We start from the raw sequence: 26,330 nt of genomic DNA, 5'->3' as shown, positions 1-26,330 counted from the left end.
TCGATGTGCTCGGCCTACGTCGGTAGACATTTCCCGGAACCCGCGACACCGACAACACGTGATCTGCGGCGGCTCACCCCGGTATTGGAGCGTCTGGATCGCTTGTTCCCTACATACTCAGCAGCCAAGTACCCCAGAAGCGGTTGGCGGCAATCGTGACATCACTCGCATTTGCGATCGGTGTGTAATGGTTTTTGACAGCCTATCCATTTCATCGGCACGATCTGAGGCATGGATGACACGTTGCAGCGGAAGTGGCCGTGGCTCGGGGATCACCTGGCCCTCGACGTGGCCAACACCGTCCGGATCGAGGACGGCCGACGGGTCGAGTTGCTCGCGACGCCCGCCGATCTCGTCGGGTGGCTCGATGTGGAGCCCGCACCGATGCCCCGCCCCGAGGTCGTCGACGAACACTGCTTGGAGCGGTTCCGGTCTGTTCGCGACGCCGCCCTGCTCATCCTGCACAGCGCCGTGGCCGGAGAGCCCCTGCCTGCCGATGCCGTGGGCGACATCAACGACGCGGTGCAGGCGGCGTCCGTTCACCGATTGCTCACCACAACCGCACACCAAGCAGAACATGTTGTGGCGCAGACCGATTCGACGATCGCGCTGACGGGTCACGCGGCCGCCGCCGTGGTCGACCTCATCGCGCGAGACGACCTTGCCAACCTCGCGGTCTGTCATGCGCCCTTGTGCGGTCAGTTCTTTCACCGGGCGCGCCCCAACCAACGCTGGTGCAGTCCAGGATGCGGCAACCGGGCGCGGGTCGATCGGCATCGTCATCGCCGCAACGGTCCGCGGTGACTATCGACTGGCTGGGTTATCTCGCGGTACTGACTGTCGCCTACGTGGTGCCCGGACCCGACTTCCTGCTGATCTTGCGGTGGTCCACAGAGAACCGCCGCGACGGACTGCTCGCACTCGCCGGAGCTCAAACGGGTCTGTCGGTACACATTGTCCTCGCGGTGACCGGGGTCAGCTTTCTCGTCGCGCGTGCGCCCGCGGCACTCACCATCATCCAGATACTCGGTGCCATCTACCTGTGCTGTCTCGGCGTCGGTCTGATCGTTCGCCGTGACTCCCGCGGTCGTGACGCGGGGTCACCGGCGACAGCATTTCGCAATGCGCTCGGGACCAATCTTCTCAATCCGAAGGCGGTCGTTTTCGTCACTGGCGTGCTGCCCCAATTCGCCACCGGGACGGCATCACTGCCACTGGAACTCGCCATTCTGGGGCTGGTCGACGTCGTCTTCGGAATTGCCGTCTATGTCGGGGTCGTGATGGCCGGAGGGCGTCTGTCGGGGCCTTTGCGGCGCGACGCGATCCGGCGGCGTTGGAATTGCGCCAACGGGGCGCTCCTGATCATGCTCGGCATCGGGCTCGGTGTCGCCAACGCCTGACGACACCGAGCCCTACGTCCGGCCCGGCCCCAACTAGGAACTGAGCGCTTTGGTTTTCAGCTGCTCGAACTCGTTCTGGTCGATGGTGCCATCGGCCAAAAGCGCCTTGGCCTGGGCGATCTGATCTGCCGGTGACGTACCCGCCGCCTGCCTGATGTAGTCGTCGGCTTGCTTCCTGGCAGCTTCATGCGACGCGGCCGCACGTTCTGCCATTCCCCGGCCACGAGCGATCAAGTAGACGAACACGGTGATGTACGGCAGCAGGATCAAGAAGATGATCCAGATGGCTTTGACCAATCCGGATGTTTTGTGATCGCGGAACAAATCCGCGAGAACGTTGAAGAGAATCATCAGATACGCGATGAACGCGAATATCACCACGGTGTACCAGATGAAATCCCAGAATGAATCCCACATGACCGACCACTCCTTGCTTGATGGTGTCTCGCCGACATCGGCGACCTCTTCGGAATCATGGCATGTGAAAGCACATTCCGGGTGCGGTTGACGTTCACCTCGAGGCCACTCGAGCTGGTCGCGACTGCGTTTGTCAGGCGGGCGCGACCGCTCCGAAACGCAGAGAGTCGTCCACCGTGGAGTTGACGCCGCCCACCCGGAAGCTCGCACCTCGGTGATGGTCGGGAAGCAGATCACCCTTGCCGAACAGCTTGTGCCGCAGAGTTCCCGGCACGTACGCGTGGTCGTACGCTCCCCGTGCCTCCAGCGCGGGGACCACGTGCTCGATGACGTCGGTGAACGTTCCGGGGGTTACCGCGTAGGCGAGATTGAATCCGTCGACATCGGTGTCGTTTGCCCACTCGAGCAACTGGTCGGCGATGCTCTCTCCCGACCCGACCAACAGCGGGCCCATCCCTCCGATCCCGCCCCACGCCGCGATGTCGCGGATGGTCCACTCCTTGCCGGTATCCGAAGCCTGGCTGAACGCGGCCACCGCGGACTGGATCGCGTTGCTGTGCACGTTGCCGATCGGCTCGTCGAGGTCGTATTGCGACAGGTCGATGCCCATCCAGCCCGACATGAACACCAGTGCCCCTTCGTCGCTGGCGTAGCGCCGGTACTCGGCGACCTTCGCCTGGGCAGCTTCCTCGGTCTCGTCGGTGATGATCGTCAGCAGCGTGTAGATCCGGGCGTCGTAGGCGTCGCGGCCTGCCGCCACCAGCTGTCCGCGGATGTTCTCCACGAGGGTCCGCAAGATGTCCTTGGTGGGCGCCCCGACGAAGATGGCCTCGGCATTCTCTGCTGCGAACTTGACCCCGCGGGGAGATGCCCCGGCCTGATAGATGACCGGTGAGCCCTGCGGCGATGGCTCGTGCAGGTGGATACCAGGAACGTTGAAATGCGTTCCACGGTGGCCGATGTGGTGGACCTTCGCCGGATCGGCGAACACACCGTGCTCCTTGTCGCGGCGCACCGCATCCCGTTCCCACGAGCCTTCCCACAACTTGTAGAGCACGGTGAGGTATTCGTCGGCGTGGTCGTAGCGGGCATCGTGTTCGAGTTGATCGACCTCACCCATGTTGCGGGCTGCAGCGGGCAGATAGCCGGTGACGACATTCCATCCGATCCGGCCACGCGTCAGGTGGTCGAGCGTCGACAACCGCCGGGCGAACGGATACGGATGCTCGAATCCGGTGCCCGCGGTGATACCGAACCCGAGGTGTTCGGTGGCGTGGGCCATCGCCGAGACGAGCAACAGCGGATCGGCCACCGGGATCTGGGCGCCCTGCCGGATCGCCGCTTCGTCGGTGCCGGCGTACACGTCGTAGGTGCCCAACACGTCGGCGATGAACAGCCCGTCGAAACCGCCACCTTCGAGCGCCTTCGCCAGATCAACCCAGTAGTCGAGGGTGTTGTAGTCCCACGACCGGTCGTCGGGATGACGCCACATACCTGGCGATTGATGGGCTACGCAGTTCATGTCGAACGCGTTGAACCGGATCTTGCGGGTCATTCGGTACACCTTCCACGGGCAGTTGCAGGCCAATTCTTGGCAGCACACGGCCCACGGGAAACACTTGGAATCACGCTGGACCGAATGACCTACTAAATTTGACCGGTGAGCGTATTTGCATCCGAAGAAGGACTGGGTCCAAAAGATGTCGGCCCAGAAGAGTTGAGCCCAGAAGAGTTGGGCACAGAAGAGTTGGGCACAGATGAGTTGGGACCCGGCGAACGACTGACCCCCGCCATCGTGCTGGTGGTCACCGAAGACAACCGCAACACCATCGTCGACGAGATCCGCAGCCGCTACGGCCGCGACTACTCCGTCGTCTTCACCGAAACGGCAGCCGCTGCCATCGAGACCGTCAAGACGCTGCTCGCGCACGACGTTCCGGTGGCGCTCATCGTCTCCGAACTGTCCGCCTTCGAAGAGGGCTGGAACGGGTCCCGACTGCTGCACAAGATGCGCTATCTGGTGCCCACCGCGCGGCGGATCGCTTTGATCCCGGCCAGCAAGTTCGGCACCTCGTTCGACGACCTGCGCGGCGAGATCTCCGCCGGCAAGTACGACACTTATCTCGCGATCCCGCAGGGGCAGCGCGACGAGGAGTTTCACACCGCGATCGTCGAGTACCTGTCCGACTGGGGCTGGTCGGTGGCCGCACCCGAGGTCGCCTTCATCCAGATCGTCACCGACGGGCCATCATCCGAGCTCTCCGCGATCCGCGACTTCCTGGACCGGATGGGCATGCCCGTGCAGATCCACAGTCCCGAATCGCTTGCGGGACGGGCCCTGCTCGCTTCGGTCGAAGGCAAGGCGGAGTTTCCCATCCTCTCCCGCGCCGGGCGCCCCCCACTGTCGCGGCCGACTCTCACGCAGGTGGCCGAATCGGTCTACGGTTCGGCGGACAGCATCCCCGAGGGAACCGTCTCCGACGTCGTGGTGCTGGGCGCGGGGCCGGCCGGGCTCGCCGCTGCCGTGTACGGCGCATCCGAAGGTCTGTCCACCACAGTGCTCGAATCCGGCGCGATCGGTGGTCAAGCCGGAACCAGCTCGATGATCAAGAACTATCTCGGCTTCCCCCGGGGTATCTCCGGCATGCGACTGGCCCAGCGTGCCCGCATCCAGGCGAGCCGGTTCGGGGCCCAGTTCTTCAGCGGTCGCGGCGCCACCAGCATCGAGGTGGGTACCGACCACCACCACGTCCGGGTGGACGACGCCAAGATGTGCGCCCGCACCATCGTGATCGCAACAGGTGTGGCCTACCGCCGATTCGGCGTGCGTGGCATCGAAGATCTTGTCGGCGCCGGGGTCTACTACGGCGCAGCCACCAGCGCGGCCCGCGAGATGACCGGCAAGCACGTCGTGGTGGTCGGTGGCGGCAATTCGGCGGGGCAGGCGGCCATGCACCTGTCACGTTTCGCCGATGCGGTCACCATCGCGGTGCGGCGCGACGGTCTCGCAGAAACCATGTCGGACTACCTGATCCGTGAGATCCAGGCCAACCCGCGCATCACCGTCCGCGGGTACACCGAGGTGATCGATGGCGGTGGCGACGGTCATCTGGAATGGCTCACTCTGTGCGACAACAGAAGCCGGACGCCTGAACGGGTCGAGGCGGCCGGCCTGTTCCTGCTGCTCGGCGCCGCCCCCACCTGCGACTGGATCCCCGCGCAGGTCGCCCGCGACGACCACGGCTTCCTGCTGACCGGACGGTCCGTGCCGAAAGAGCTCTGGGTGGACGGCGTGCCCCCGGCATTCCTCGAGACCAGCGTCCCCGGCATCTTCGCGGTCGGCGACGTTCGCAGCGGATCCATGAAACGCGTGGCCTCCGCCAGCGGTGAAGGGGCGTCGTCGGTGCCGCTGGTGCACGACAGGTTGTCGCAACTACGGCTGGCGAACCTGCCGCCCAGTCATTGATCCGTCATTGATCAGTCATTGATCAGTCATTGATCAGTCGATCGAGTACACCCGGCGGGCATTGTCGCGAAACACCTTGCGTAGCAGGTCTTCCCCGTAGGGGGCGAGCACGTCGAGTTGGGTGCCCACAATGGTTGCCATCGACGCGTTGGGTTTGTCGGCCGGGAAGTTGGAACCGAACATAAGGCGATCCGGGCCGAACACCGACACCGCATGTTCGAGGAGCGGTCCGGTCATGTTCGTCAGTGTCTGCTGGGTGCCGATGTTGCCCGACCGCTGGTGTCCATAACCGAGCAACGGGAAAGCGATGCCCGACAGCTTGGCGATCACGTTGCGGCACTGGGCAACCGCGCTGATGTCCTCACGCCATGCACGCATCAGCTCGTGACGCTGGGCGGCCGTGTGACCGGTGCTCTGGCCCATCGGCCCGAACAAACCCACCGGGGTGCCCAGATGGTTCAGCACGATGGTGGTGTCCGGGTACTCGCGTGCCAGCGTGCGAACGTCGCGCAGTTGGTGGGAGTACACCCACGCCTCGAAGACCAGGTTGCGCTCGGCGAGGGCGCCGAACCCTTCGAGAAAGTCGGCCGAGGCGAACAGCCCGCCGGTGTCGGCCCAGCTGCGCACCTTGGGGTCGGGGTGCCACGCTGCCATGCACCGAATGCCGCGGACCAACTCACTGATCTCCAGATGCATGTCCAGCTGCTGGGAGAATTCGGGGCCACGAGGATCACCTCTGGCGATCACGGCACCGAGTTCTGGCGCACCTTCCTGACCGAACGGCAGGCTGGTGACCCAGCGGGTCTCGGCGGCGGCAGCCATCGGATCGTCCGTGCGCCAGTCGGCTTGCATGTGCACCACGGACTCCACCGGAACACCGGTCAGCGGCACCACCTTGGCAGCGTCGGCGTAGTAGTGCTTCGGCAGATACGGCCGGGTGACGAACTTGGGGTCGAGCACGAGTTCGCGGTCGCGCTGGGCAACGGCATACCGGAAGATGGCCTTGCCCAGTACCGGCGCCGCCCGGTAGATGCGGGTGCGCTTTGCCGCCTCACGCGGGGTCCGGAGCGGGTCCCACTGGTGAATGTGCGTGTCGATGACGCCGGGGACGATCCCCAGGAGTGCCCCACCGGACAAACGCGTATCCCCTTCGGATCGCGCAGAGTCCTCTGCCCGTCCTTTTGCCATGGAATGACTGTACCCAGCGTTGTACGCACACTGATCGCAAGTTCGCGACCGAATGCGACAGTCCATTCCTGCGCGGAACGCGGGACAATAAAATACGGTCTGTCGCGGAAGTATCTATGCTGACAGGCGTTGTTCGCAGCGCGATGAGGGAAGGCCGACGCGGCGTGGGTACCCATACACGGCATGTGCTCTTGCAGGTGCGCGATGTGCTGGGACGAGATGCCGACCGGTTCACCGCGAACTTCTATCTGCGCCTGTTCGCGATGAACCCCGAGCTGCGCGACCTCTTCCCGGCGAACATGGCCCATCAGCGGGCAACCCTGTTCCGCGTCATCGACTACGTGCTCGAAACGGTCCCCGACAGCAGCAGCCATCCCCATCTGCTGGACTTCCTCGGCCAGCTCGGCCGCGACCACCGCAAGTTCGGGGTCACCGAGGAGCATTACCAGCAATTCCTCGTGGCGCTGACCCGTGAGATCGCTGCGACGATGGGCCCCCAATGGGACGAGGAGTCCGCAAATGTGGTGTCACAGGCGCTGATGCTCACCACGGGCGTGATGCGGGGCGCCGCACATTCGGCGAAGGGTCCGGCCACGTGGCAGGCGACGGTCGCCGAGAAGTACCGGTTGTCCCGCGACCTGGCGATCGTGCGGCTGCTCAGCCGCACACCACTGACCTACTCGGCCGGCCAGTACCTCGAAGTGCAGATACCCCAATGGCCGCGGATATGGCGCCATCTCTCGCCGTCCATCCCCGCCAACCCCGCCGGTGAGCTGGAGTTCCACGTCCGAGCGGTTCCCGGCGGCTCGGTGAGCAACTCGATAGTCACCGAAACCCAGGTCGGCGACGTGTGGACGTTCGCACAGAACCACGGGACCCTGCACCTGATGCCCGACCGCGACGTGTTGATGATCGCGGGCGGAACCGGGCTCGCACCCCTGCGGGCGATGATCATCGAACTCGCGCGCCGGGTCGACGCGCCTCAGGTGCACCTGTTCTACGGTGCGCGGTACCCGGCGGATCTCTACGATCTGTCGTTCTTATGGCAGATCGCGGCGACCAACCCGTGGCTCACCATCACCACCGTGGTGGAGGACGAGACCGATCCCTGGTGGAGCACCCCGAGCGAGCACGATCAGACCATCGAACTGGAACGGATGCAGGGCCAACTCGCCGACGCAGTACTCGGCTATGACCGCGACTGGACCGATCATCAAGTGCTGCTCGCGGGTTCACCCGAGATGTTGGCCACCACCCGGAGACGCCTGCTCATCGCGGGTATCCGAGCGAGCTTGATGCAGTACGACCCGGTGTAGCCGGCCTACGGAACCGTGGTCGTGGTTGTGGTGATGCCGGGCGTAGTGGTTGTCGTGGAGGTTGTGGTCTCCGGCGGGTCGGTGGTCTCCGGCGGATCGGTGGTCTCCGGCGGATCAGTTGTTGTCACCGGCGGTGGTGGCTGGGTGACGGTGATCGGCGGCGGCGCCTGAGTGATGGTGGTCGGCGGAGCCGGTGGCGGAGCCGGGATCGTCCGAGTGCTGCTTGCGGGCACCGAGATGGTCGGAGACGAGATGCGCGACAGCCCCTTCGACGTGGTCACAGGGGTGGTGGTGCTGGTGCTCGAGAACTTGGCGGTGACGGAGTTGTCGTCGCTCACGGTCTCGGGATTGTTGCTGCCACCGGTCATCACGACCGCGATGATCACCCCGACGGCCAGCAGCAGCGCGGCACCGGCGCTCGCCGAGACCAGCACCCATCGGTTGTTGTCGCGACTGTGCCCCACCGCGGCGGCGGCGACCATGGCCGCGCCACTCGCGGCGGCGTATTGGGGATCGTCCACCAGCTGCACGGGTAGTTGCAGGGCGTATTCGAGCGACGGCGCGACGCCGGGAACTTGAGCGCCCGGGCCCACCACCACAACTCCGTGGACGGCGTTGCTGGGGTTGGGGATGACAGCGATCGCGTCGGCGAGGGTCTGCGCGCCCTCGGGCTCGGTGACCGGAAGCCGTTCACCGAATCCGGACACTGCACTGGCCCCCACGACGGTGCGGGCCGAGGTGTCGATGAGTGCGACGGACTGGCCGGTGAACAGGGCCCCGGTGGTGTCGAGGTCGGCCACCACCACAACACCGCGTGAACCGAACTGAGTGGTCGCGAGCTCGGCGAACGCGAGTGGGGTCCCGACGACGGTCGTGCGCGCGAACCACGCAGGTTTTATCGGCCCGGCCGAGGAATTTGCTGGGTTCGGCGGCAGAATGAAGTCGGGCACGACTTTCGCGGCGAGGATGTCGTCGATCGCCAACTGCATTCCGCTGTCGGAGCATGCGATGGTGATCGCCGACGGCGTGATGGGTGCTGACTCGACCAACTGATAGATCGCGTCGAAGGCGATCTCAGGAGAAGGGCCCGTCAACTCCACGAAGTTGCGGGCCAATACCTCACCGGTGCCGGAATCGGCGACCACCGAGGCGATCTCCAGGTCGGTGATCGAAATCCCGAGTACCTGGCTCATACCTGAGTATCGCTCTCATCGAAGGCGCTGTTACCGAAACTCACGAAATGCGAGGCGGAGTCGACTCCTGCCGACGCCGTGCTCATCTGTCGCCGCGCTCGCGGCGCGGCTTCCACACGACCAACGCGCTGGTTCGCGGCATCGGGACGAGCTCGCCGCGACTGCTCGCGCGATGGGCGGCGACCTCTGCCTCCAGTTCACGGATCCGGCTCTGCAGCGCGTCGACCTGGTTGGTCAACTCGATCACGCGCTTGATGCCGGCAAGGTTCACACCCTCGTCCTGCGACAGTCGCTGCACCTCGCGGAGCAGTTCGACGTCGCGGCTGGAGTACCGCCGCCCGCCACCCGCCGCGCGTTGGGGGGTGACGAGCCCGAGGCGGTCATAGGTGCGCAGTGTCTGCGCGTGCATGCCGGCCAGTTCGGCGGCCACCGAGATCACGAACATCCGCGCCGATTGGTCGGCGGATTCACGTTCTTCACGGCGGGAGCTCATCACTTACCCCAATTCGCACGCGGGTCGAAACCGCTGGCCTTTTCTGCCGCGGCGTACTTGCCAAGAGCTTCGATGGCCGCGTCGTCGAGCTTGGGCGGCACTGCGACCTTCACGGTCACCAACAGATCGCCGGCACCGCCGGCGCGTTTGGCGACGCCACGGCCGCGGACCCGCAGGGTGCGTCCGTCGACGGTGTTCGGCGGGATCTTCAACCCGACGCTGCCGTCGAGTGTCGGTACCGACACCGTGGTGCCGAGGACCAGTTCGGCGAAGGTCACCGGGAGGGTCACCTTCACGTCGTCGCCGCTGCGGGTGAACGTGCGGTCGGGTGAGACGTGGACGCTGACGTACAGGTCGCCCGACGGTGCTCCGCGCAGGCCCGCTTCGCCCTGCCCGGCCAGCCTGATCCTGCCGCCGTCGGACACACCGGGCGGGATGCGCACGGTGATCGGGCGGGTACGGACCGTGGCGCCGTCGCCCTCACACACCGGGCACGGATCGTCGATCTTGGATCCGGTGCCGCGGCAGTCCGAACACGGTTCGCTGAATCCAAATGCGCCCTGATTGCGGCTGACCACGCCGGCACCGTTGCAGGTGGGGCACACCCGCGGACTGGTGCCTGGTTTTGCGCCACTGCCATGACAGTTCGTGCACGGCGCCGAACTGGTGATGGTGATGGTCTTCGAGGTACCCAGCGCCGCCTCTTTGAAGGTCAGCGTGGTCTCGGTTTCCAGATCGTTGCCGCGACGACTGCGGGTCTGGGTGCCACGGGGGGTGGCGGTGCGGTTGAACAGGCCGCCGAACAGGTCGCTGAATCCACCTGCGCCGCCGGGCTGTCCGCCCGCCGCGTCACCGAACAGATCGTTGAGGTTGAACTCCTGACCTCCGGCCGTGGTGCCATAGCCGCCGGGGAATCCGGCAGCACCACCGCGACCGCGCGCGCCGGCGAACATCCGCCGGGTGTCGTCGTACTCCTTGCGCTTGGCAGGGTCGGACAGCACGCTGTGCGCCTCGGAAACCAGCTTGAAGCGTTCTTCGGCAACCGGGTCGTTCGGGTTCGCATCGGGATGCAGTTCGCGCGCCAGCTTGCGGTAGGCCCGCTTGATGTCGTCGGCGGACGCATCGGATGCAACGCCCAGCGCTTTGTAGAAGTCCTGTTCGAGCCACTCACGTTGAGGAGCCACCAGGCGTCACCTCCTTCTCTTTCTCAATCTTGTTCTGTGCAAAAAGTCTTGGTAGCGATCCCGGCCCAGGCGCGGTGCGCCTGGGCCGGAATGCTCATCCTTCGTCGGTCTGACCCACAGGGGTCTGTACTGCCGGTTCCGGACCGTCGACCACCACGACCATGGCGGTGCGCAGTACCCGATCGCCGAGACGGAAACCTTGCCGGTACACCGTCCCGATCACCGGGTTCGAACCCTGACCTTCATGTTGCACCGCTTCGTGCAGCGCCGGGTCGAACTCGTCGCCCTCGGCCCCGAACGAGGCGAGACCGGCCGCGGTCAGTGTCTCGGTGATCTTATCGGCCACCGCACGCAGCGGGCCCGCTTCGAGGTCACCGTGCGCACGTGCGCGGTCCAGGTCGTCGAGGACAGGCAGCAGCGACTTGATGAGATCACCCTTGCCGTACTGCTGCGCGCTGACCTTCTCGCGCTCGGCGCGACGCCGATAGTTGGCGTACTCCGCGTGCACACGCTGCAGGTCGGCGAGCAACTCGGACTCATTGTCCGAGCCCGCGACATCGGCGACCGCGTCGTCGATGGCCGCATCCACCGTGTCATCCGATTCCGGAGCGGGTGCCGCGTCTGCGCCGTCTACGGGCGCGCCCGCGGCATCCGTGGCCGGAGGAGCTTCCTCCGTGGCGGTCGCCGGATCGGATTCCGGACCGGTCACTTGTTCTCTCCGGCGGTGTTGTCAGCACCTTCGTCCACGACCTCGGCGTCGACGACATCGTCGGCCCCGCCGGCAGCGGCAGCGCCGTCACCTTCGGCAGCTGCGTTGGCGTAGATCGCCTGACCGAGCTCCTGCGAATCGGTGGTCAGCTTCTCTACCGCCGACTTCACGGCGCCCAGATCGCTGCCCTTGAGGGCCTCACGCACGCCCTCGATCGACCCTTCGACCTTGGTCTTGAGGTCGGCCGGGACCTTGTCGTCGGACTCCTTGAGGAACTTCTCGGTCTGGTTGACCAGCGACTCCGCCTGGTTGCGGGTCTCGGCCTCTTCGCGACGCTTCCGGTCTTCGTCGGCGTGCGCTTCGGCGTCCTTGATCATCCGATCGATCTCGTCCTTGGACAGGCCGGAACCGTCCTGGATCCGGATGGTGTTCTCCTTGCCAGTGCCCTTGTCCTTGGCGGTGACGTGCACGATGCCGTTGGCGTCGATGTCGAAGGTCACCTCGATCTGCGGGACACCCTGCGGTGCAGGCGCGATACCGGCCAGCTCGAACGAACCGAGCAGCTTGTTGTGCGAGGCGATCTCACGCTCGCCCTGATACACCTGGATCTGCACCGACGGCTGGTTGTCCTCTGCCGTGGTGTAGGTCTCCGACCGCTTGGTCGGGATCGTGGTGTTGCGCTCGATCAGCTTGTGCATCACACCGCCCTTGGTCTCGATACCGAGGGAGAGCGGGGTGACGTCGAGGAGCAGGACGTCCTTGACCTCACCGCGGAGCACACCGGCCTGCAGTGCGGCACCGACGGCCACGACCTCGTCCGGGTTGACACCCTTGTTGGGCTCGCGGCCTCCGGTCAGTTCACGCACCAGGTCGCTGACGGCGGGCATACGGGTGGAGCCACCGACGAGCACGACGTGGTCGATGTCGCCGACGGCGATGCCGGCGTCCTTGACCACAGCCTGGAACGGCGCACGGGTGCGCTCGAGCAGGTCATTGGTGATCTTCTGGAACTCACTGCGGGTGAGCTGCTCGTCGAGGAACAGCGGGTTCTTGTCCGCGTCGACCGTGATGTAGGGCAGGTTGATCGAGGTGCTCTGTCCCGAGGACAGTTCGATCTTCGCCTTCTCGGCGGCCTCACGCAGACGCTGCAGGGCCATCTTGTCCTTGGTCAGGTCGATGCCGTTCTGCGCCTTGAACTTGTCGACGAGCCAGTCGACGACACGCTGGTCCCAGTCGTCACCACCGAGGTGGTTGTCACCGGAGGTCGCCCGGACCTCGACGACACCGTCGCCGATCTCCAGCAGCGAGACGTCGAACGTACCGCCACCGAGGTCGAACACCAGGATGGTCTGTTCCTTCTCGCCCTTGTCCAGGCCGTACGCCAATGCGGCGGCGGTGGGCTCGTTGACGATGCGGAGCACGTTGAGGCCGGCGATCTGGCCGGCTTCTTTGGTGGCCTGCCGCTGGGCGTCGTTGAAGTACGCAGGGACGGTGATGACCGCGTCGACGACCTCGTCACCCAGGTAGCTCTCGGCGTCGCGCTTCAGCTTCATCAGCGTCCGAGCGCTGATCTCCTGAGGCGTGTAGTTCTTGTCGTCGATGGACGTGGTCCAGTCCTCGCCCATGTGGCGCTTGACCGAACGGATGGTGCGGTCGACGTTGGTGACTGCCTGGTTCTTGGCCGGCTGTCCGACCAGAACCTCGCCGTTGCGGGCGAATGCAACCACCGACGGGGTGGTGCGGGCGCCCTCGGCGTTGGCGATAACGGTGGGTTCGCCACCTTCGAGCACAGAGACCACCGAGTTGGTGGTGCCCAGGTCGATTCCAACAGCACGAGCCATTTGTTGCCTCCTATAAGCAGTGCGGCGCAACCGTGCGCGCACAATTTGTTCACGTTTGTGGTTCTCGGTCTGAAACCTCAGCGCGATCGACTCAACTGTTACCGGTTGATCCCATTCACGTCAAACCGGGTTGAGTCTTGGCGGCTCAGGTCTCTCGAGAGGTGTAACGGACCAAGTGCACAAACTGTTCCCGATCATCTCAAATAGTTGAGTCGATCCGACTCAAGGTGAGCCATTGCCTCCGGAAGTCCACGGCCCGGGCGGCAGGCTCGTTACGCTCAGACCGTGACACCGCCCGATCCGATTCCTCCGCGCCCCCGTCCGGCCCGTCCCGACATCCGGATCGAACCGCTGCACGAACCGATCCCTGACGAGCGGCCGCGGGTTCTCGACATCGCGGCGGTGATCTGGCTGCTCACGTTGGCGGCCCTGGTGGTGACGGCCGCGATGGTGGGCTTCGACCAGGCGGACGTGCGCGCCGAACTGACCCGCTCGCTCGCCGAGGACAACTTGTCGGCAACCCCGGACGAACTCGCCGACACCGTGAAGATCGCGATGATCGCCAGTGGTGTGGTGGCGTTCCTCGTATTGGCATGTGGACTGTTCGGGATCATTCGCCTGCGTGACCGCATTCCCTCCAGCCGGAGCCTGCTGGTGACCATCGGTGTGGTCGCGGTGGTCGGAGCGGTCGCGTTCTGGACGGTCATCGATCCGGCCCGCGACGTCCTCGGCGCCGCGGCCGGATGGCTGCCGCTCGCGGTTGCGGCAGGAGCAGCCGTCGCGACGGCCCTGCTGTTCGCCCCCGCCATCAGCCGATGGCTCAGGGCCGCGCCGATCCGTCGTTGAGAAATCCGCCGCTGAAACCGGGTCGCTGACGACCGGGGCTAGCGCTCGTCGATCGTGGTGGTGATCAGTGTCATCGCAGGCTTCTTCGGGGTGGAACCGAAGCCGAAACGAACCGGCGGGTCGACGTCGGTCAGTCCGCCGAGGTCGTTGCCCTGCCACCCCGCCACCACCGACTCGATGCGCCGCTGACCCCGCGCGCCGTAATACTCGCGGCGACCTCCACCTGCTGAGCCGCGGGTTCGCACACCGCGCAGGAACACCCGGGCGATCGGGTCGCTGATTGCACAGAACCACGGCGCCGTGACCACGGCACGTGGCATCAGTGACAGCAGCCGTCCGAGCAGGGTCGGCGCGCCGACGACAAATGACAACTCCAAATCGCCCGCCCGCACCGACACCCGCGAGCCGTTCGATTCGTAGGTCACTTCGGCGATCACGCTGCGGTCGAAATGGTAGGTGGCGGTGACGAAGTCGCGCACCTCATCACTCGGTGCGATGAGCAGCCGGTCGCCGTCGGCGAACTCGACCATGACGTCGGCGAAGTCGCCCAGATGTGATGACGGCCAGTGCCCGACGACGATGCGGACGCCCGCCGTGGTGCCCATCCCGGAGATGTCGCCGTCGAAACGCAGGCGCGTCACGGTGTCGTCACTGCGAATCGAGCTCGGCGAGAATACCTTCGGCACTGCGGGCGGCGACCGTGCACGCCACCGCCGTCGGCCGGTCGAACAGCGGATGGGCGGCACGGGTGCGCCAGCGCCGCACCGCTTCCATCGCGGCCTTGCGATGCAGATCGACGCTGTCGTCGGGTGCGATACCGAGCCGGGCCCAGGGTTCGATGCCCGAGCCACCGATGATGCGTTGCAGGTCGTCGCGGTCCTGGGGCGGCAACTGGATTCCCCCGGTGCGCAGTTTGCCGAGCAACCGCAGCTCGGCAAACCCGTGAACATCGGCCAGCATGCGCGCCGTCGCCTTGCGCAGCTCTTCTGTCTCGGCCGAATCATAGTGCGCAAGAATGCGTTCCAGGGCGATCAGGGCGGTGTGGGTCTTGAGCTGATCGGCGCGCTGCCCGAACTGCACATCGATGATCTGCCGGAGTTCGGTGAGGCCGCTGCGGTCGACCAGTTCGGTTGCCAGAGTGGGTGAATCGGGAGTTCCGAGCCGGATCAGGGTGACGGCCATCCGGATGCCGTACATACCGAAGCGGTCGAGCAACTCCGCACGCAGACCAGGCTCGACGGGCAGCGGGGTCTCGGGCCGGACGAATCGGTCTGTCGAGAGCATCGCCAGCGAGAGTTCTTCGGGCGCAACGGCAGCCAACGCGACGAACGCCGAGTACTCGACCTGCCGCAGGGTGCGCGCGCCGAGAGCCAGTAGGCCCGCGACCGGCACCACAGCCTGACAGAGGCCGGTGCGTTCGAGCTCGGTGGCGAACCGCGCCGCAACCTGTTTGGCCGACATCATCGCGTCCACCCGGCCCGCGCCGACCTCGTCGGCCCGCGACACGACACCCACCACGCCCAGTGGCCCGGACTCACCGCCGATGGACTCGCCGATTCTACTGAGGAAGGCGGTGTCGGTACTGGTGAGCGTGCGCAGCAGATAGACCACCGCGTCCGCGCCCGACTCACCGTCCTCGGGGGTGAGCATGTCGACGGTCAGTGCTGACACGTCCCGCGACAGCGACGCCGTACCCGGGGTGTCGATGATGGTCATCGACCGGAGTGCCCTCGCCGGCCACTCGACGTCGAGGCGGTCGACGCGTTCGGCGGTCAGATCGCCGAAGTCGAAGGTCAGGTGGCCATTTCGGCGCAACACGGGGATCCCGGCCGATCGCTCGCCGTCGTACCGTGCCGTGACCTTGGGATTGACTCCGCGCCGGTACCAGGTGACCACGCGAGTGCACTCGGTGGCGTCGGTCGGTGCGATGTCCTGGCCGACCATCGCGTTGAGCAGGGTCGACTTGCCCGCCTTCAACGACCCCGCGATGGCGATGCGCAGCGGTTCGTCGAGTCGGTCGGAACAGTCGGCCAGCCGGGCGGCCGCCCAGCGGTCACCTCCGCACACCTTCTCGGCGGCGTCGAGCAGCTCACGGGCTCGGTCGAGGGTACTCACTCCACGGCCCGATCCGCCGATGCCGATCTGACCGCCGGGGTTGCCGCAGCACCCCCCGTGGCCTCGATGGCCGGATCCAGCTGCAACGCCACCTTTCGCAGCGCCGCAACAGCTTTGAGTTCCTGCTCGAGTTCGGCGGTCCGGGTTCGCTGTTCGGAGCCGGCCATCGCCGCGGCCTCTTGGGCCGCCTGCAGCGAGTCACCTATCGACCGTGCCGACTGCTCGGCGACCTGGGTGAAATGGTCACGCAACGTCCGCTGGATGTGGCGAAGCCGATCCTTGGATTCCTTGCCGACCTGGAAGCTGACGTCGTCGGTGAACTTGCGGATGGAGGCCTTGGCCTTGTTCCGCCGTTCGTTGGTGCGCGCCTCTTTGTCGTCCTTGTATGCCTTGGTGCCCAACAGGAGTCCGGCACCGACCGAGATCGGGTTGATCAACGCGAGCCCGGCGAAGGTGCCGATGAGGCCGAACATCAGCACCCCGCCGTAGGAGCCCCGCATACCGATCAGCACTTTCTGGGTGATGCCGACCTTCCCGGACTCGAGGTCGGAGAGTTCGGTGACCGGATCGAAGATGCCGTCGATGTCGGTGATGTCGGTGATGTCGAGGCGCGGCAGGTTGGCCTCGGCGGTGTCGGCGAAGTGCTCGGCCACCCGTTCGGCGAGCCACACCGCCCGCTCGTGCGCCCACACGAAGTTGTCGCCGACAGCCACCGCGATCTGGTCCTCGAGCCATTCGGTGAGCTGCGGCCAGTCCTTGCCCGGATCACCTTCGTCGACAGCCTGCTCGGCCTCGCGGGTGATGGCGCGCAACCGGTCTCGCAGATCGTGGTCGATGTCGGCGGCAAGGTCCGTGATGCCGTCGGTGAGGGTCTGCTGCCACAGCGACGACCGCTTCTGCATGTCCTCGGCGGCAGTTTTGGCTCGGGTGAGTTCAGCGACCGCGGCAGCGGCCGTCTCGGGACTGCGCATCGCCGCGAGTTCACTGCCCAGGGTGAGGGCCAGATGCTCGGACACCGAACGCAGGTCCAGGGCCACCGATTCGCGAGTCGAGTGGTCGGCCCGAGCGACAACCTGCTCGCGGAGGAACCGGTACACCTCGACGAATCCGGCCTCGACATTGAGCGAGTCGTCGCCGAGACGCAGTGCGTGTGAACGGAGCATCGACGACACCGGCAGCAGCTGGACGTCGAGTCCCTCGCGCTCGAGGTGTGCCCGATCGGCGTCGACGATCTGACGCCAGTGGGGGTACAGGTCGGTTTTGGTGATCAGGCAGGCAACGGTCGGGCACAGCGTCATCACCTGGCGAAGGAAAGAGATCTCGGGCTCGGTGAACTCCTGGCTTGCGTCGGACACCACAAAAACCGCGTCTGCGGATGGGATCAGCCCGAGAGTGCTTGCGGCATGCGGGTTCCCGTGTCCACCGACGCCGGGGGTGTCGACCAGCACCAGGCCGTCGGCCAGCAGCGGGCTGGGGACGTTGACCTCGAGCCGGGTGATGTCGCGTCCCTCGGCCAGCGGGTGGTCGGGGGTCACGGAGGTGAGCTGGTCCATCGGCAACGGGGTGCGCACGGGGTCACTGCCCGGTTGCGCGAGAACCAGTTCGGCGGACGGCTGCTGCCCGTTCTGCACGAGGGTGGGCACGGCGGTGGTCTCGTCGTCGCCGACCGAACACACCTCGACGTTCAGCAGGGAATTGACGAACTGGCTCTTGCCCTGTTTGAGCGGCCCCACCACCACGATCCGTACGCGCGGATCGGTGACCCGGGTACGGGCTCCCTCGAGCCGGTCCACCAGGTCCTGCCGACCGGACTTGGCGGCGATCTGACCCATTCGGCCCAACAGCTCGCCCAGCCGGCCCGGCTGCGCGCCTTCGGGTGCACCGTCGGCGGGCCCGGCCGACGATCCGGCGATGCTCTTCATGCTGAGGCGCTTTTCATCGGTCATCCGGTCTGCTGGTCGTCGAAATGGTGAAGGGTCTACCGAGAACACAACCACATCGGTCCCGCACACGTAACCGTGTGCGGGACCGATGGTGTTACAGGGTCAGCGACAACACCCCTCGTCCACGTTGTCGGGTTCGAGTCCTGTCGGTCAGTCGTCGAGGGCACCGCCCGCGTCGACCTGTCCGCCGCCGTCGGTGGTGGTGTCGGCGTCAGCCCCGCCGAGCAGTCCGCCCGTCAGTCCGCTGTCGCCGGTGAGCGCCCCGGTGAGTCCGGTGTCACCGGTGCCGAATGCGTTGTCGGCGTCGATGTCCGACCAGCCGCCTGCGTTTCCTCCGACCACTCCGGTGGTGGTGTCGGCCACTCCGCCGGTCACGCCGCCGACCACGTCCCCGGTCACCTCGGCTGGTCCGGTACCCGCGTCCGCAGTGAGATCCAGCGGTGCAGGAGCACCGACGCCGCCGCCGAGTCCGGCCACGCCGTCGAGCGCGTTCTCGAGTTCACCGGTGGCCCCGCCGGTCAGCACGGATTCGACGCCGCCGCCCAGTCCCAGACCGCCTGCGGCGTCACCGCCGACCACGCCGCCGATGGCGCCACCTGCGTCGAGGTCACCGCCCGCAGCACCGCCGACCGCGCCGACCAGACCTGCATCGATGTCGGTGGCCGCACCCAGCAGCGCGTTTGCCGAAGTGTCGGCATCGGCGATCAATCCGCCGCCTGCGGCGACGACACCACCCACTGCGGTCTCCACACCGCCGCCTACGATCGCGCCGGCGCCGAGCCCTCCGGCGATGCCCGCATCACCGGCAGCTTCGAGGCCGCCGACCAGGGCAGCAGCGGCGGCGAGTCCACCCGCCGCGCCGGCATCGAGGGCTCCGTCGATTCCGCCGACCAGGGCGCCGCCGGCACCCAGCGCGGTGCCGATCCCGGCACCGACTTCTGTCTCCACGAGTCCACCGAGGTCGGCTGCGACCAGGCCGGCTGCGCCGAGCGCGGTACCGAGGACCGCGCCGAACTCGCCGGCGAGACCACCGTCGATGTCGAGGGCACCGTCCAGGACCACACCCAGGGCGCCACCGAGGTCGAGGCCGCCTTCGAGCAGTCCGGCGAGTTCACCGGCCAGAGCGCCTTCGAGCGCTCCACCGATCGTGGCTCCCAGCGTCGCTCCGACGGTGGCAGCAAGTGCGCCGCCGGCAGCGAGCGCAGCGGCCACCTCGGCACCGAGATCGGTGTCGAGGACCGCGTCGAGGCCCAGTGCGCCGGTCAGACCGGCAACGAGTTCGGCTCCCAGACCGGCGTCGAGGTCGCCGACCGCACCGATCACAGCGCCGAGAACGCCTCCGAACTCGGCAACAAATGCGCCACCGGCGGCCAGGACTCCGGCGAATGCCGCAGCGAGCTCGGTGGCCAGGCCACCTGCCAGCAGTGCGGTGAGGTCGGCGCCGATCACGCCGCCTGCGGCGAGTGCGGCTTCGAGCACGCCACCGAAGACGCCGGCGATCTCCGCGGCTCCGTCCAGTCCGAGCGCGCCGCCGACAATCGCGCCGAGCGCGAGCCCGAGGTCGAGGCCGCCGGCCAGCAACCCGGCGAGCTGTGCGCCGAAGTCGGCGTCGAGCAGTCCACCGATCGCACCGCCGAGGGCGAGACCCAGTCCGGCGGCCACATCGCCTCCGGCAGCAAGCACTCCCGACAGCGCGGTGCCGAGGGCGAGACCTAGGTCGGCTCCGCCTGCGAGCAATGCGGCGAGGTCGAGGTCGCCGAAGGCGCCGAGGGCGGCTTCGAACGCTCCGGTCAGGCCGGCGGCGAGACCGCCACCGAGTCCGAACACCCCGGCGAGTGCCGCGGCCAGTGCGCCGTCGACATCCAGGAGGGCTTCGAGATCTGCGGCGCCGGCCAGTTCGAGCGCGGCGCCGAGGACACCACCGAGCGCGAGACCGAACTCGCCTGCCAGGTCACCACCGGCCGCCAGCACGGCAACAAGCGCGCCCTGCAGGGTCGCGGTGAGTCCGCCGGCGAGCAGTGCGGTCAGGTCGGCTGCCAGCAGGCCGCCGGCTCCGAAGGCCGCGGCCAGCGCAGCTCCGAAACCGGCCGCGATGTCTGCGACAGCGCCCAGTCCGAGAGCTCCTTCGATGATCGCGCCGAGTGCGAGTCCCAGGTCCAGGCCTCCGGCCAGCAGACCGGCCAGCTGGGCTCCGAAGTCTGCTTCGAGAAGTCCGCCGAGCACACCGCCGAGGGCAAGGCCCAGTCCGGCAGCGATCTCCCCGCCGACTGCGAGCACACCGGCCAGAGCGGTCCCGAGCGCCAGGCCCAGTTCGGCACCGCCGGCGAGCAGCGCAGCGAGGTCGACCGCGCCGAATGCGCCGAGGGCGGCATCAAGAGCCCCGGCCAGTACGGCGGTCAGACCGCCGCCTAGTCCGAGGACACCGGCCAGCGCAGCAGCCAGGGCACCGTCGACGGCGAGGAGGGCCTCGAGATCAAGGGCACCGGCCAGTTCGACTGCGGCACCGAGCAGTGCACCGAGGGCCAGCCCGAACTCTCCGGCGAGGTCACCACCGACGGCCAGGGCCGCGGCCAGTGCACCCTGCAGGGTCGCCGTCAGGCCGCCGGCGAGGGCCAGCAGCAGGTTCGCATCGAGCAGTCCGGCGAGTGCACCGGTGAGCGCGCCGGTGACGTCGAGGACACCGGCGAGTGCGGCACCGAACTGCGCAGCCAGACCGGCACCGAGGCCGAGGACGCCGGTGAGCGCCGCGCCCAGGGCAAGTCCGGCATCGAGACCGGCCGCGAGCGCGGCGGCCAGGTTCGCCGCGAGGGCACCACCGAGTCCGATCGCGCCGCCGATCACCGCACCGAAGGCCGCGCCGATACCAGCGGCAAGGGCGCCACCGAGTTCGAGCGCCGCGGTGAGCGCACCGCCGATGACGGTGGCGAAACCGAGTGCTGCGTCGAGGTCGAGGCCACCGACCACGGCCAGGGCGGCGTTGATCGCTGCGGCCAGGCCTGCGGTCAGTTCACCGGTCACGCCGAGTCCGGCGCCGAGGACAGCTGCCACGGTTGCGCCGATGTCCAGTACGCCGTCGAGGTCGAAGATCGCCCCGAGGCCACCGCCGAGGTCCAGGATGCCGCCGACGATGGCGCCGATGGCCGCGCCGAGACCGGCAGCGATCTCACCGCCGACCGCCACACCACCGGCAAGAGCCGCCGCCAGCACCACCGCGAGCTGCCCGGCGAAGTCCAGGTCACCGAAGTTGATCCCGCCGAGGTCGAGACCTCCGAGATCGATCAGTCCGAGATCGATGTTCCCCAGGTCGATCGATCCGAAGTCGAAGTTGCCGAAATTCCCGAAGTTGATGCTTCCGAAGTCGATGTTTCCGAACTCGAAGCCACCGAGGTCGATGTTCCCGAAGTTCACGTCGCCGAAGTCGATGTTCCCGAGCTGCAGTCCGCCGACGGCGAGGCCGCCACCGATCGCGCCGACGTTGATCGCTCCGATGCCCCCACCGCCGTTGCCGGCATTGATGATGTTGGTCAACCGCGACCCGCCCGCGAACAATCCGGATTCGGCAACCATCGGTGCCGCGGCGACGATGTCGGCGTGGCAGAGCTCGGGCAGGCCGGCCGCGTTCAGCGCGCCCTGCGGGTTCAGGCAGTAGGCGTTGGCGGCTTTCTCGTCGCGGAGGAGGCCGAGGATGAAATCGAGTACTGCGTTGCTGGGCATGGCGTTCTCCTGTTGCCGGGCGGATCCAGGTGGTTCCGCTGAGATTGTCTCCACGCTATGAGTTCTGCGGACCCGGCCCAACGGGCCAACGCCCCCTTCGTAGCTGATGGGGGCGTTAGGGGAAGCCCCCCGGTGCATTAGGGGGTCTAGGGGATCGACCCCGCACATCCGCGACCACCCGCCGAACCGGTAACACCATCCCTACCTGCGGCGACATCATGGGAGATGGGCATCACAGGGTGAGTCGATGCCGTAGGCGCACCAGAGGAGTCGGCAGACCATGACCACATCGCTCGGTTTGAAGATCGGCAGCACCACATGTGTTGCAGTGCCCGGTACCGACGACGGCCTCGATGCTGCTGTCGTGCGCGGCCCGATTCTGGAGTTGGCGCCCGACGCCTCGCCCGAACTCGTCGACCGGCCGGGGCCGTACCGGGTCGGCGGTTTCACCGAGCGGGTGGGTGATCCCGTTGCCCTGGTGACCGACGACGGCCGCCAGTACACCGGCGAGGATCTGTACGCCGCCGCGATGGCCGCTCTGGCCGCCGATGCCGGCGCCTGGGATGCCGACGTCATCGTGCTCGCCTGTCCGAACGAATGGCAGGACTACACCGTGGAGGCCCTTCGTGCGGCCGCGGCCCGGCAGGACATGCCCGAGGTGACCGTGGTTCCCGAGGCGATCGCCGCGGTTGCCGCTCTTGCCGAACACAACGGCCAGCTCGACGGCCTCACCGTGGTGTACGACCTCGGTGGTTCATCACTCGACGTGGCGGTGGTGCGCACCGGCGCCGACCCGATGATCGTCGGCCGTCCACTGAGGTCCGAAGAGATCAGCGGCGCCCAGTTCGACCATCTCGTTCTCGGTCACGTGCTCGAATCGGTGGGTGCCACCGATTCCATCGACCCGTTCGATGCGGCGACGATGGAGGGTCTGGCCGAACTCCGGGTTCGCTGCGCGGCGGCCCGCGAGGCGTTGTCCTCGGACACCGAAACCGTTGTCTCCATCGATCTTCCGGGGATCCGCACCGAGGCCAGGCTCGTCCGGTCCGAGCTCGAAGACCTGCTGCGGGCACCCCTGGCGAGCTCGATGGCCCTGGTGATCGAGGCCTTACAGCTCGCCGACATCGAGCTGGGCGCAGTCTCCACGGTCCTGCTCACCGGCGGCGGTTCGGCCACCCCGCTGGTCAGTGAACTGGCGTCGTCGATGCTGCGTATCCCGGTCGCGGTCAACAACGACCCGGCGACCACCACCGCCACCGGTGCCGCACTCATCGGCTACACCGCGGCGAAGGCGGCCGCGGCCGCGTCGGTCGCGGTCGTGCCGGCGCATGCATCGGCTTCGGATGACCTCGTTCCCGCCGGCGCGCATGCACTCACCCCAGCTCCCCGCACCGTCAAGGTCGAGCCCACCTCGATGTCGCGGGGCAAGCGCACCGCGATCGTGGTCGGCGTCGCCGCAGCGATCGCTCTGCTCACCGCCGGAGGCCTGTCGGTGGGCACTGCCCTGACCGACGACGAAGGGCCCAAGCCTGCCGCCGCAGAATCGTCGGTGACGAGTTCACCGACCGCTTCCTCGACTGCCCCCGACGGCTCGCCCGCCGGGTCCTCGACCGACACGAGTGGTGGAACCGGCAGCAGGACCCCGGGCACGGTCACCACCGGCGCCGACGGACGGCCGACGACGGTGGCACCCAGAGGCGGTACGGCTGCCCCCGCCCCCGCCGCGCCGGGTGCCCCGACCGCTCCGCAGAACGGTGCGCCGGCTCCCGCACCGGCACCCGGCGGAGGTGCCCCGGCGCCCGCTCCAGCACCTGCTCCAGCCCCGGCGCCGGCTCCGGCTCCTGCCCCCGCGCCGGCTCCCGCACCGGCCCCGGCTCCCGCGCCTGCGCCGGCCCCCAACCCCGGTGGCGGTCTGCTCGGTGTGCCGGGCCAGGTACTCGACGGCACGGGCGCGGCAGTTGGTGGACTCCTCGGTGGAATCGGCGGGTGATGTCGCAGTCGGCCGCAGTCCGGTGAACCGACTCCCCGGAGCCACCGCGTTCACCGGAATGCCTGCCGCACAAGCGTTGCTGTCCGCCGTACACGCCGGTGGTCCGGTACTCGCGTTCGTCACCGGCGTCGCCGGAAGCGGCAAATCGGACCTGCTGCAGCATTGCCGTCGCCTTCTGAACCGTTCTGGCACACAGGTTTTCACGACGATCCCGGAGCATGAGGCCACCCGGCCCGGCTGCGCCGTCATCGTCGACGACGTGCACCACTGGGAAGCCGGCAGCCTGAGCCGCCTCACCGACCTCGCCGACCGCGGCGACCTCACGGTGATCGCCGCCGCCGAACCGCGCTTGTCCGACAACAACATCCGGCAGGTACAGCGAACGTTCTCCGCCCTCGGCACCGACATCAAGCTGGGCCCGCTGCCCACGCCCGCGATCATCGCCCGTTCAGGCGGAATCGTGTCCGCACCCGTCGCCGACGTCATCCGCCGTACCGCCGGCGGAAACCGCGCAGCCATCGACACCGCCCTCGATGTCCTGCGAGCCGACCCCGCCGCCGACGAACGGGCCGCCCGGGAGGCGATCGCGAAGTGGCAGCACGAACGGCTGCGCGCGCTTGATCCCACCACTCACGACGTACTGACCGTGGCGGCCCTGCAACCGTCGCCCGATCCGCACACCATCGCCGACACGCTGGGTCTCGACCCCACCGCAGCCATCGAAGCCCTCGACCGGGCACGTGGTTCGGGTTTCCTCACCGGCACCGACGAGTTCCTCCCCGCCGCTCTCCCGGTTCTGCGAGCGGTGCGGGGCGAGCACCAGATCGCGTCGACCCATCGCTCACTGGTGGACACCTTGCTCGACCGCGGGGCCCTGACCGTCGACGGAGCCCTGGCCGCCGCCCGCTCGGGCGTCGTCGACGGCCGTCTCGCGGATCTCCTCTTGTCGGCCGCCCGCACCACCAACCCGGCCCAGGCGGCCGACCTCTGGCACGCAGCGCTCACAGCCGGCGCCGACCCCGGTGTCGTCCGGGTTCCGCTGGCCGATGCCGCGACCCTGGCCGGTGACCTCGACACCGCCACCCGATTGGCCGACACCATCCTCGCCGCGGATTCACCGTCCGATCGGCGTGACGCCGTCCGGATCGGCGCGGCGATCGCGGCACGGCGTGGAACGTATTCGCGGTCGGCCGACCTCTACCGATGGCTGGGGCCAGAGGCCGCCGGACCGGATGCCACGATCGGCGTTCTGACCCTGCTCGCCACCGGGGATCGTCCGGGGGCCGAGGAGTTCTCGGCAACCGCAGGCGCCGCGCCTCCGACCACCGACCACGCCCGCGGAACCCTGCTCAGCTCCGGCCTGCTTGCGTCGTTGACGTCGTCGCCGGCTGCGGCCCTCGGACCGATCCTGCGGGCGGTGTCCCTCTCCGCACAGCACCGCCGGGCCGAACCCGAGTCCGCCGCTGCCGTCGCGGCGCTGCTCTGTCTGCACAGTGGCGACCTCGCCGGCGCGAAGGCCGCACTGTCGCGCGATTGCGATCAGACCCCACGCGAACAACTGCTCCTCGGATGGACGGCGATGGTCGGCGGCGACCTGACCACAGCCGCGGGCATCCTCAGAGAGGTCACGGCCCAGAACCTGCGGGACGAGCTGGTGGCCCATGCCCTTGCCGTGGCGATCGCCCGACGACGCGGCGACATGGGTGCTCTGGTCGCCGCGTGGCGCGACGCCGTACCCGCGGCGGCCGAGATGGAGGTGGACCTGTTCGCACTGCACCCCCTCGGCGAGTTGTGGCTCGCAGCGGTCCGCTTGCAGGACACAGCGCGACTCGACCACCTGGTGACGGCCGCCGACCGTTTGCTCGCGGCCCTGGGTTCGCCTCCGGCGTGGTCCATGTCGTGGAGTTGGTACGGCGTACAGGCAGCGATTCTCGCGGACGACCCATCGGCCCTGGTTCCCTATGCGCGTCAGCTCGGCCAGGCCGCGGCAGGCGAGCCATTCGGCGCGGCCCTTGCCGACGCCGGCCGGGCATGGCTGCGGGTGCTGCAAGGGCAGCCCGATGTGGCCGAGGTGAAGAAGGCCGCATCTGCGCTCGAACAGGTCGGATTGCCTTGGGACGCAGCACGACTCGCCGGCGAGGCCGCACTCCGGGTCGACGACACCCAGGCGGCCACCTCATTGCTGCAGGTCGCGCGACTCGTCGGCGCACCAGCGGTCGCGGCCACCGCAACGCATGTCGATGCCGCACAACCGGCCGCCGGCCCGTTGACCGAACGCGAGGCCGAGGTGGCCCGGAACCTGCTGCTCGGGCTGACGTACCGCGAAATCGGTGCCCGCCTGTTCATCTCGGGCAAGACCGTCGAGCACCACGTGGCGAGGATCCGGCGTCGTCTCGGCGCCGGCTCCCGGTCGGAGATGTTGTCGATGCTCAGAGCCGCGGGATACGGCCCGGCAACAAATCAAGGGGGCGGCCAGAGCGCCACCTCATCGTGACGGTGAACATCTGGAACAATT

Annotated in this window: 19 protein-coding genes; 7 read left to right on the top strand and 12 right to left on the bottom strand. The window is 67.6% G+C overall.

Annotated features, from left to right (window positions below):
* Positions 1–231 precede the first annotated feature (231 nt).
* Positions 232–804 (top strand): CGNR zinc finger domain-containing protein, encoded by a 573-nt coding sequence (locus CSW57_RS14955; protein WP_099383558.1) that lies wholly within the window; start codon positions 232–234, stop codon positions 802–804.
* Positions 801–1,400, top strand: coding sequence for a LysE family translocator (locus CSW57_RS14950; RefSeq protein WP_189339281.1), 600 nt, complete (start codon positions 801–803; stop codon positions 1,398–1,400). Before CSW57_RS14955 ends, CSW57_RS14950 begins: the two co-directional genes overlap by 4 nt.
* A gap of 33 nt (positions 1,401–1,433) precedes the next feature.
* Here CSW57_RS14950 and CSW57_RS14945 read toward each other — a convergent pair whose 3' ends face one another.
* Complete coding sequence (locus tag CSW57_RS14945) at positions 1,434–1,817, bottom strand: SHOCT domain-containing protein (protein WP_099383556.1); 384 nt, start codon at positions 1,815–1,817, stop codon at positions 1,434–1,436.
* Between the two features lie 133 nt (positions 1,818–1,950).
* Positions 1,951–3,372: an LLM class flavin-dependent oxidoreductase gene (locus tag CSW57_RS14940; protein WP_099383555.1), complete on the bottom strand. Its 1,422-nt coding sequence runs from the start codon at positions 3,370–3,372 to the stop codon at positions 1,951–1,953.
* Positions 3,373–3,564: 192 nt separating this feature from the next.
* Between CSW57_RS14940 and CSW57_RS14935 the strand changes: the two genes are divergently transcribed.
* Positions 3,565–5,283 (top strand): FAD-dependent oxidoreductase, encoded by a 1,719-nt coding sequence (locus CSW57_RS14935; RefSeq protein WP_099384483.1) that lies wholly within the window; start codon positions 3,565–3,567, stop codon positions 5,281–5,283.
* 33 nt (positions 5,284–5,316) lie between these two features.
* On the opposite strand, the gene CSW57_RS14930 is transcribed toward CSW57_RS14935, so the two are convergent.
* The gene (locus CSW57_RS14930; RefSeq protein WP_099383554.1) at positions 5,317–6,471 is read right to left on the bottom strand and encodes an amidohydrolase family protein; all 1,155 of its coding nucleotides are present in this window, start codon (positions 6,469–6,471) and stop codon (positions 5,317–5,319) included.
* 164 nt (positions 6,472–6,635) lie between these two features.
* Between CSW57_RS14930 and CSW57_RS14925 the strand changes: the two genes are divergently transcribed.
* A complete protein-coding gene (locus CSW57_RS14925) occupies positions 6,636–7,787 on the top strand; it encodes an FAD-binding oxidoreductase (RefSeq protein WP_099383553.1) in 1,152 nt (383 codons plus the stop codon).
* A gap of 5 nt (positions 7,788–7,792) precedes the next feature.
* Here CSW57_RS14925 and CSW57_RS24490 read toward each other — a convergent pair whose 3' ends face one another.
* The 5 genes from CSW57_RS24490 to dnaK form a co-directional block, all read right to left on the bottom strand.
* Positions 7,793–8,980, bottom strand: a complete 1,188-nt coding sequence (locus CSW57_RS24490; RefSeq protein ID WP_189339280.1) for a hypothetical protein — start codon at positions 8,978–8,980, stop codon at positions 7,793–7,795.
* A gap of 82 nt (positions 8,981–9,062) precedes the next feature.
* On the bottom strand, positions 9,063–9,473 hold the full coding sequence (locus CSW57_RS14905; RefSeq protein WP_023957654.1) for a heat shock protein transcriptional repressor HspR: 411 nt from the start codon (positions 9,471–9,473) through the stop codon (positions 9,063–9,065).
* Complete coding sequence (gene dnaJ / locus CSW57_RS14900; RefSeq protein WP_099383549.1) at positions 9,473–10,657, bottom strand: molecular chaperone DnaJ; 1,185 nt, start codon at positions 10,655–10,657, stop codon at positions 9,473–9,475. Before dnaJ ends, CSW57_RS14905 begins: the two co-directional genes overlap by 1 nt.
* A 94-nt stretch (positions 10,658–10,751) precedes the next feature.
* A complete protein-coding gene (grpE, locus tag CSW57_RS14895) occupies positions 10,752–11,366 on the bottom strand; it encodes a nucleotide exchange factor GrpE (RefSeq protein ID WP_099383548.1) in 615 nt (204 codons plus the stop codon).
* Positions 11,363–13,207: a molecular chaperone DnaK gene (gene dnaK, locus CSW57_RS14890; RefSeq protein WP_099383547.1), complete on the bottom strand. Its 1,845-nt coding sequence runs from the start codon at positions 13,205–13,207 to the stop codon at positions 11,363–11,365. Before dnaK ends, grpE begins: the two co-directional genes overlap by 4 nt.
* A 285-nt stretch (positions 13,208–13,492) precedes the next feature.
* On the opposite strand from dnaK, the gene CSW57_RS14885 reads away from it, so the two are divergent.
* Positions 13,493–14,053, top strand: coding sequence for a hypothetical protein (locus tag CSW57_RS14885; protein ID WP_099383546.1), 561 nt, complete (start codon positions 13,493–13,495; stop codon positions 14,051–14,053).
* Between the two features lie 38 nt (positions 14,054–14,091).
* Here CSW57_RS14885 and CSW57_RS14880 read toward each other — a convergent pair whose 3' ends face one another.
* The 4 genes from CSW57_RS14880 to CSW57_RS14865 form a co-directional block, all read right to left on the bottom strand.
* Positions 14,092–14,694, bottom strand: coding sequence for a hypothetical protein (locus CSW57_RS14880; protein ID WP_099384482.1), 603 nt, complete (start codon positions 14,692–14,694; stop codon positions 14,092–14,094).
* 7 nt (positions 14,695–14,701) lie between these two features.
* Positions 14,702–16,168 carry a dynamin family protein gene (locus tag CSW57_RS14875; RefSeq protein ID WP_099383545.1) on the bottom strand — a complete coding sequence of 489 codons (1,467 nt, stop codon included), beginning with the start codon at positions 16,166–16,168 and terminating at the stop codon, positions 14,702–14,704.
* Positions 16,165–18,114: a dynamin family protein gene (locus CSW57_RS14870; protein WP_223249275.1), complete on the bottom strand. Its 1,950-nt coding sequence runs from the start codon at positions 18,112–18,114 to the stop codon at positions 16,165–16,167. The genes CSW57_RS14875 and CSW57_RS14870 overlap by 4 nt, the downstream gene beginning before the upstream one ends.
* 147 nt (positions 18,115–18,261) lie before the next feature.
* Entirely contained in the window at positions 18,262–21,825 is a 3,564-nt protein-coding gene (locus tag CSW57_RS14865) for an IniB N-terminal domain-containing protein (RefSeq protein WP_099383544.1), read from the bottom strand.
* 280 nt (positions 21,826–22,105) lie between these two features.
* Here CSW57_RS14865 and CSW57_RS14860 point away from each other — a divergent pair, with 280 nt between their 5' ends.
* Complete coding sequence (locus tag CSW57_RS14860) at positions 22,106–23,815, top strand: Hsp70 family protein (RefSeq protein WP_099383543.1); 1,710 nt, start codon at positions 22,106–22,108, stop codon at positions 23,813–23,815.
* Positions 23,799–26,309 (top strand): LuxR C-terminal-related transcriptional regulator, encoded by a 2,511-nt coding sequence (locus tag CSW57_RS14855; protein WP_143696546.1) that lies wholly within the window; start codon positions 23,799–23,801, stop codon positions 26,307–26,309. Before CSW57_RS14860 ends, CSW57_RS14855 begins: the two co-directional genes overlap by 17 nt.
* Positions 26,310–26,330: the final 21 nt, after the last annotated feature.

The organism is Williamsia muralis (genome assembly GCF_002735905.1).
Taxonomy (GTDB): domain Bacteria; phylum Actinomycetota; class Actinomycetes; order Mycobacteriales; family Mycobacteriaceae; genus Williamsia; species Williamsia muralis_A.
The sequence above is the reverse complement of the archived record's forward strand: the minus strand, read 5'-3'. Positions and strand labels throughout refer to the sequence as shown.

Bases quoted from the DNA above. Each gene is read 5' to 3' on its own strand.
- CSW57_RS14865 (WP_099383544.1), bottom strand. From the start codon at position 21,825: ATGCCCAGCAACGCAGTACTCGATTTCATCCTCGGCCTCCTCCGCGAC.
- dnaK (WP_099383547.1), bottom strand. From the start codon at position 13,207: ATGGCTCGTGCTGTTGGAATCGACCTGGGCACCACCAACTCGGTGGTC.
- CSW57_RS14930 (WP_099383554.1), bottom strand. From the start codon at position 6,471: ATGGCAAAAGGACGGGCAGAGGACTCTGCGCGATCCGAAGGGGATACG.
- CSW57_RS14945 (WP_099383556.1), bottom strand. From the start codon at position 1,817: ATGTGGGATTCATTCTGGGATTTCATCTGGTACACCGTGGTGATATTC.
- CSW57_RS14860 (WP_099383543.1), top strand. From the start codon at position 22,106: ATGACCACATCGCTCGGTTTGAAGATCGGCAGCACCACATGTGTTGCA.
- CSW57_RS24490 (WP_189339280.1), bottom strand. From the start codon at position 8,980: ATGAGCCAGGTACTCGGGATTTCGATCACCGACCTGGAGATCGCCTCG.
- CSW57_RS14940 (WP_099383555.1), bottom strand. From the start codon at position 3,372: ATGACCCGCAAGATCCGGTTCAACGCGTTCGACATGAACTGCGTAGCC.
- CSW57_RS14870 (WP_223249275.1), bottom strand. From the start codon at position 18,114: ATGACCGATGAAAAGCGCCTCAGCATGAAGAGCATCGCCGGATCGTCG.
- CSW57_RS14955 (WP_099383558.1), top strand. From the start codon at position 232: ATGGATGACACGTTGCAGCGGAAGTGGCCGTGGCTCGGGGATCACCTG.
- CSW57_RS14905 (WP_023957654.1), bottom strand. From the start codon at position 9,473: ATGAGCTCCCGCCGTGAAGAACGTGAATCCGCCGACCAATCGGCGCGG.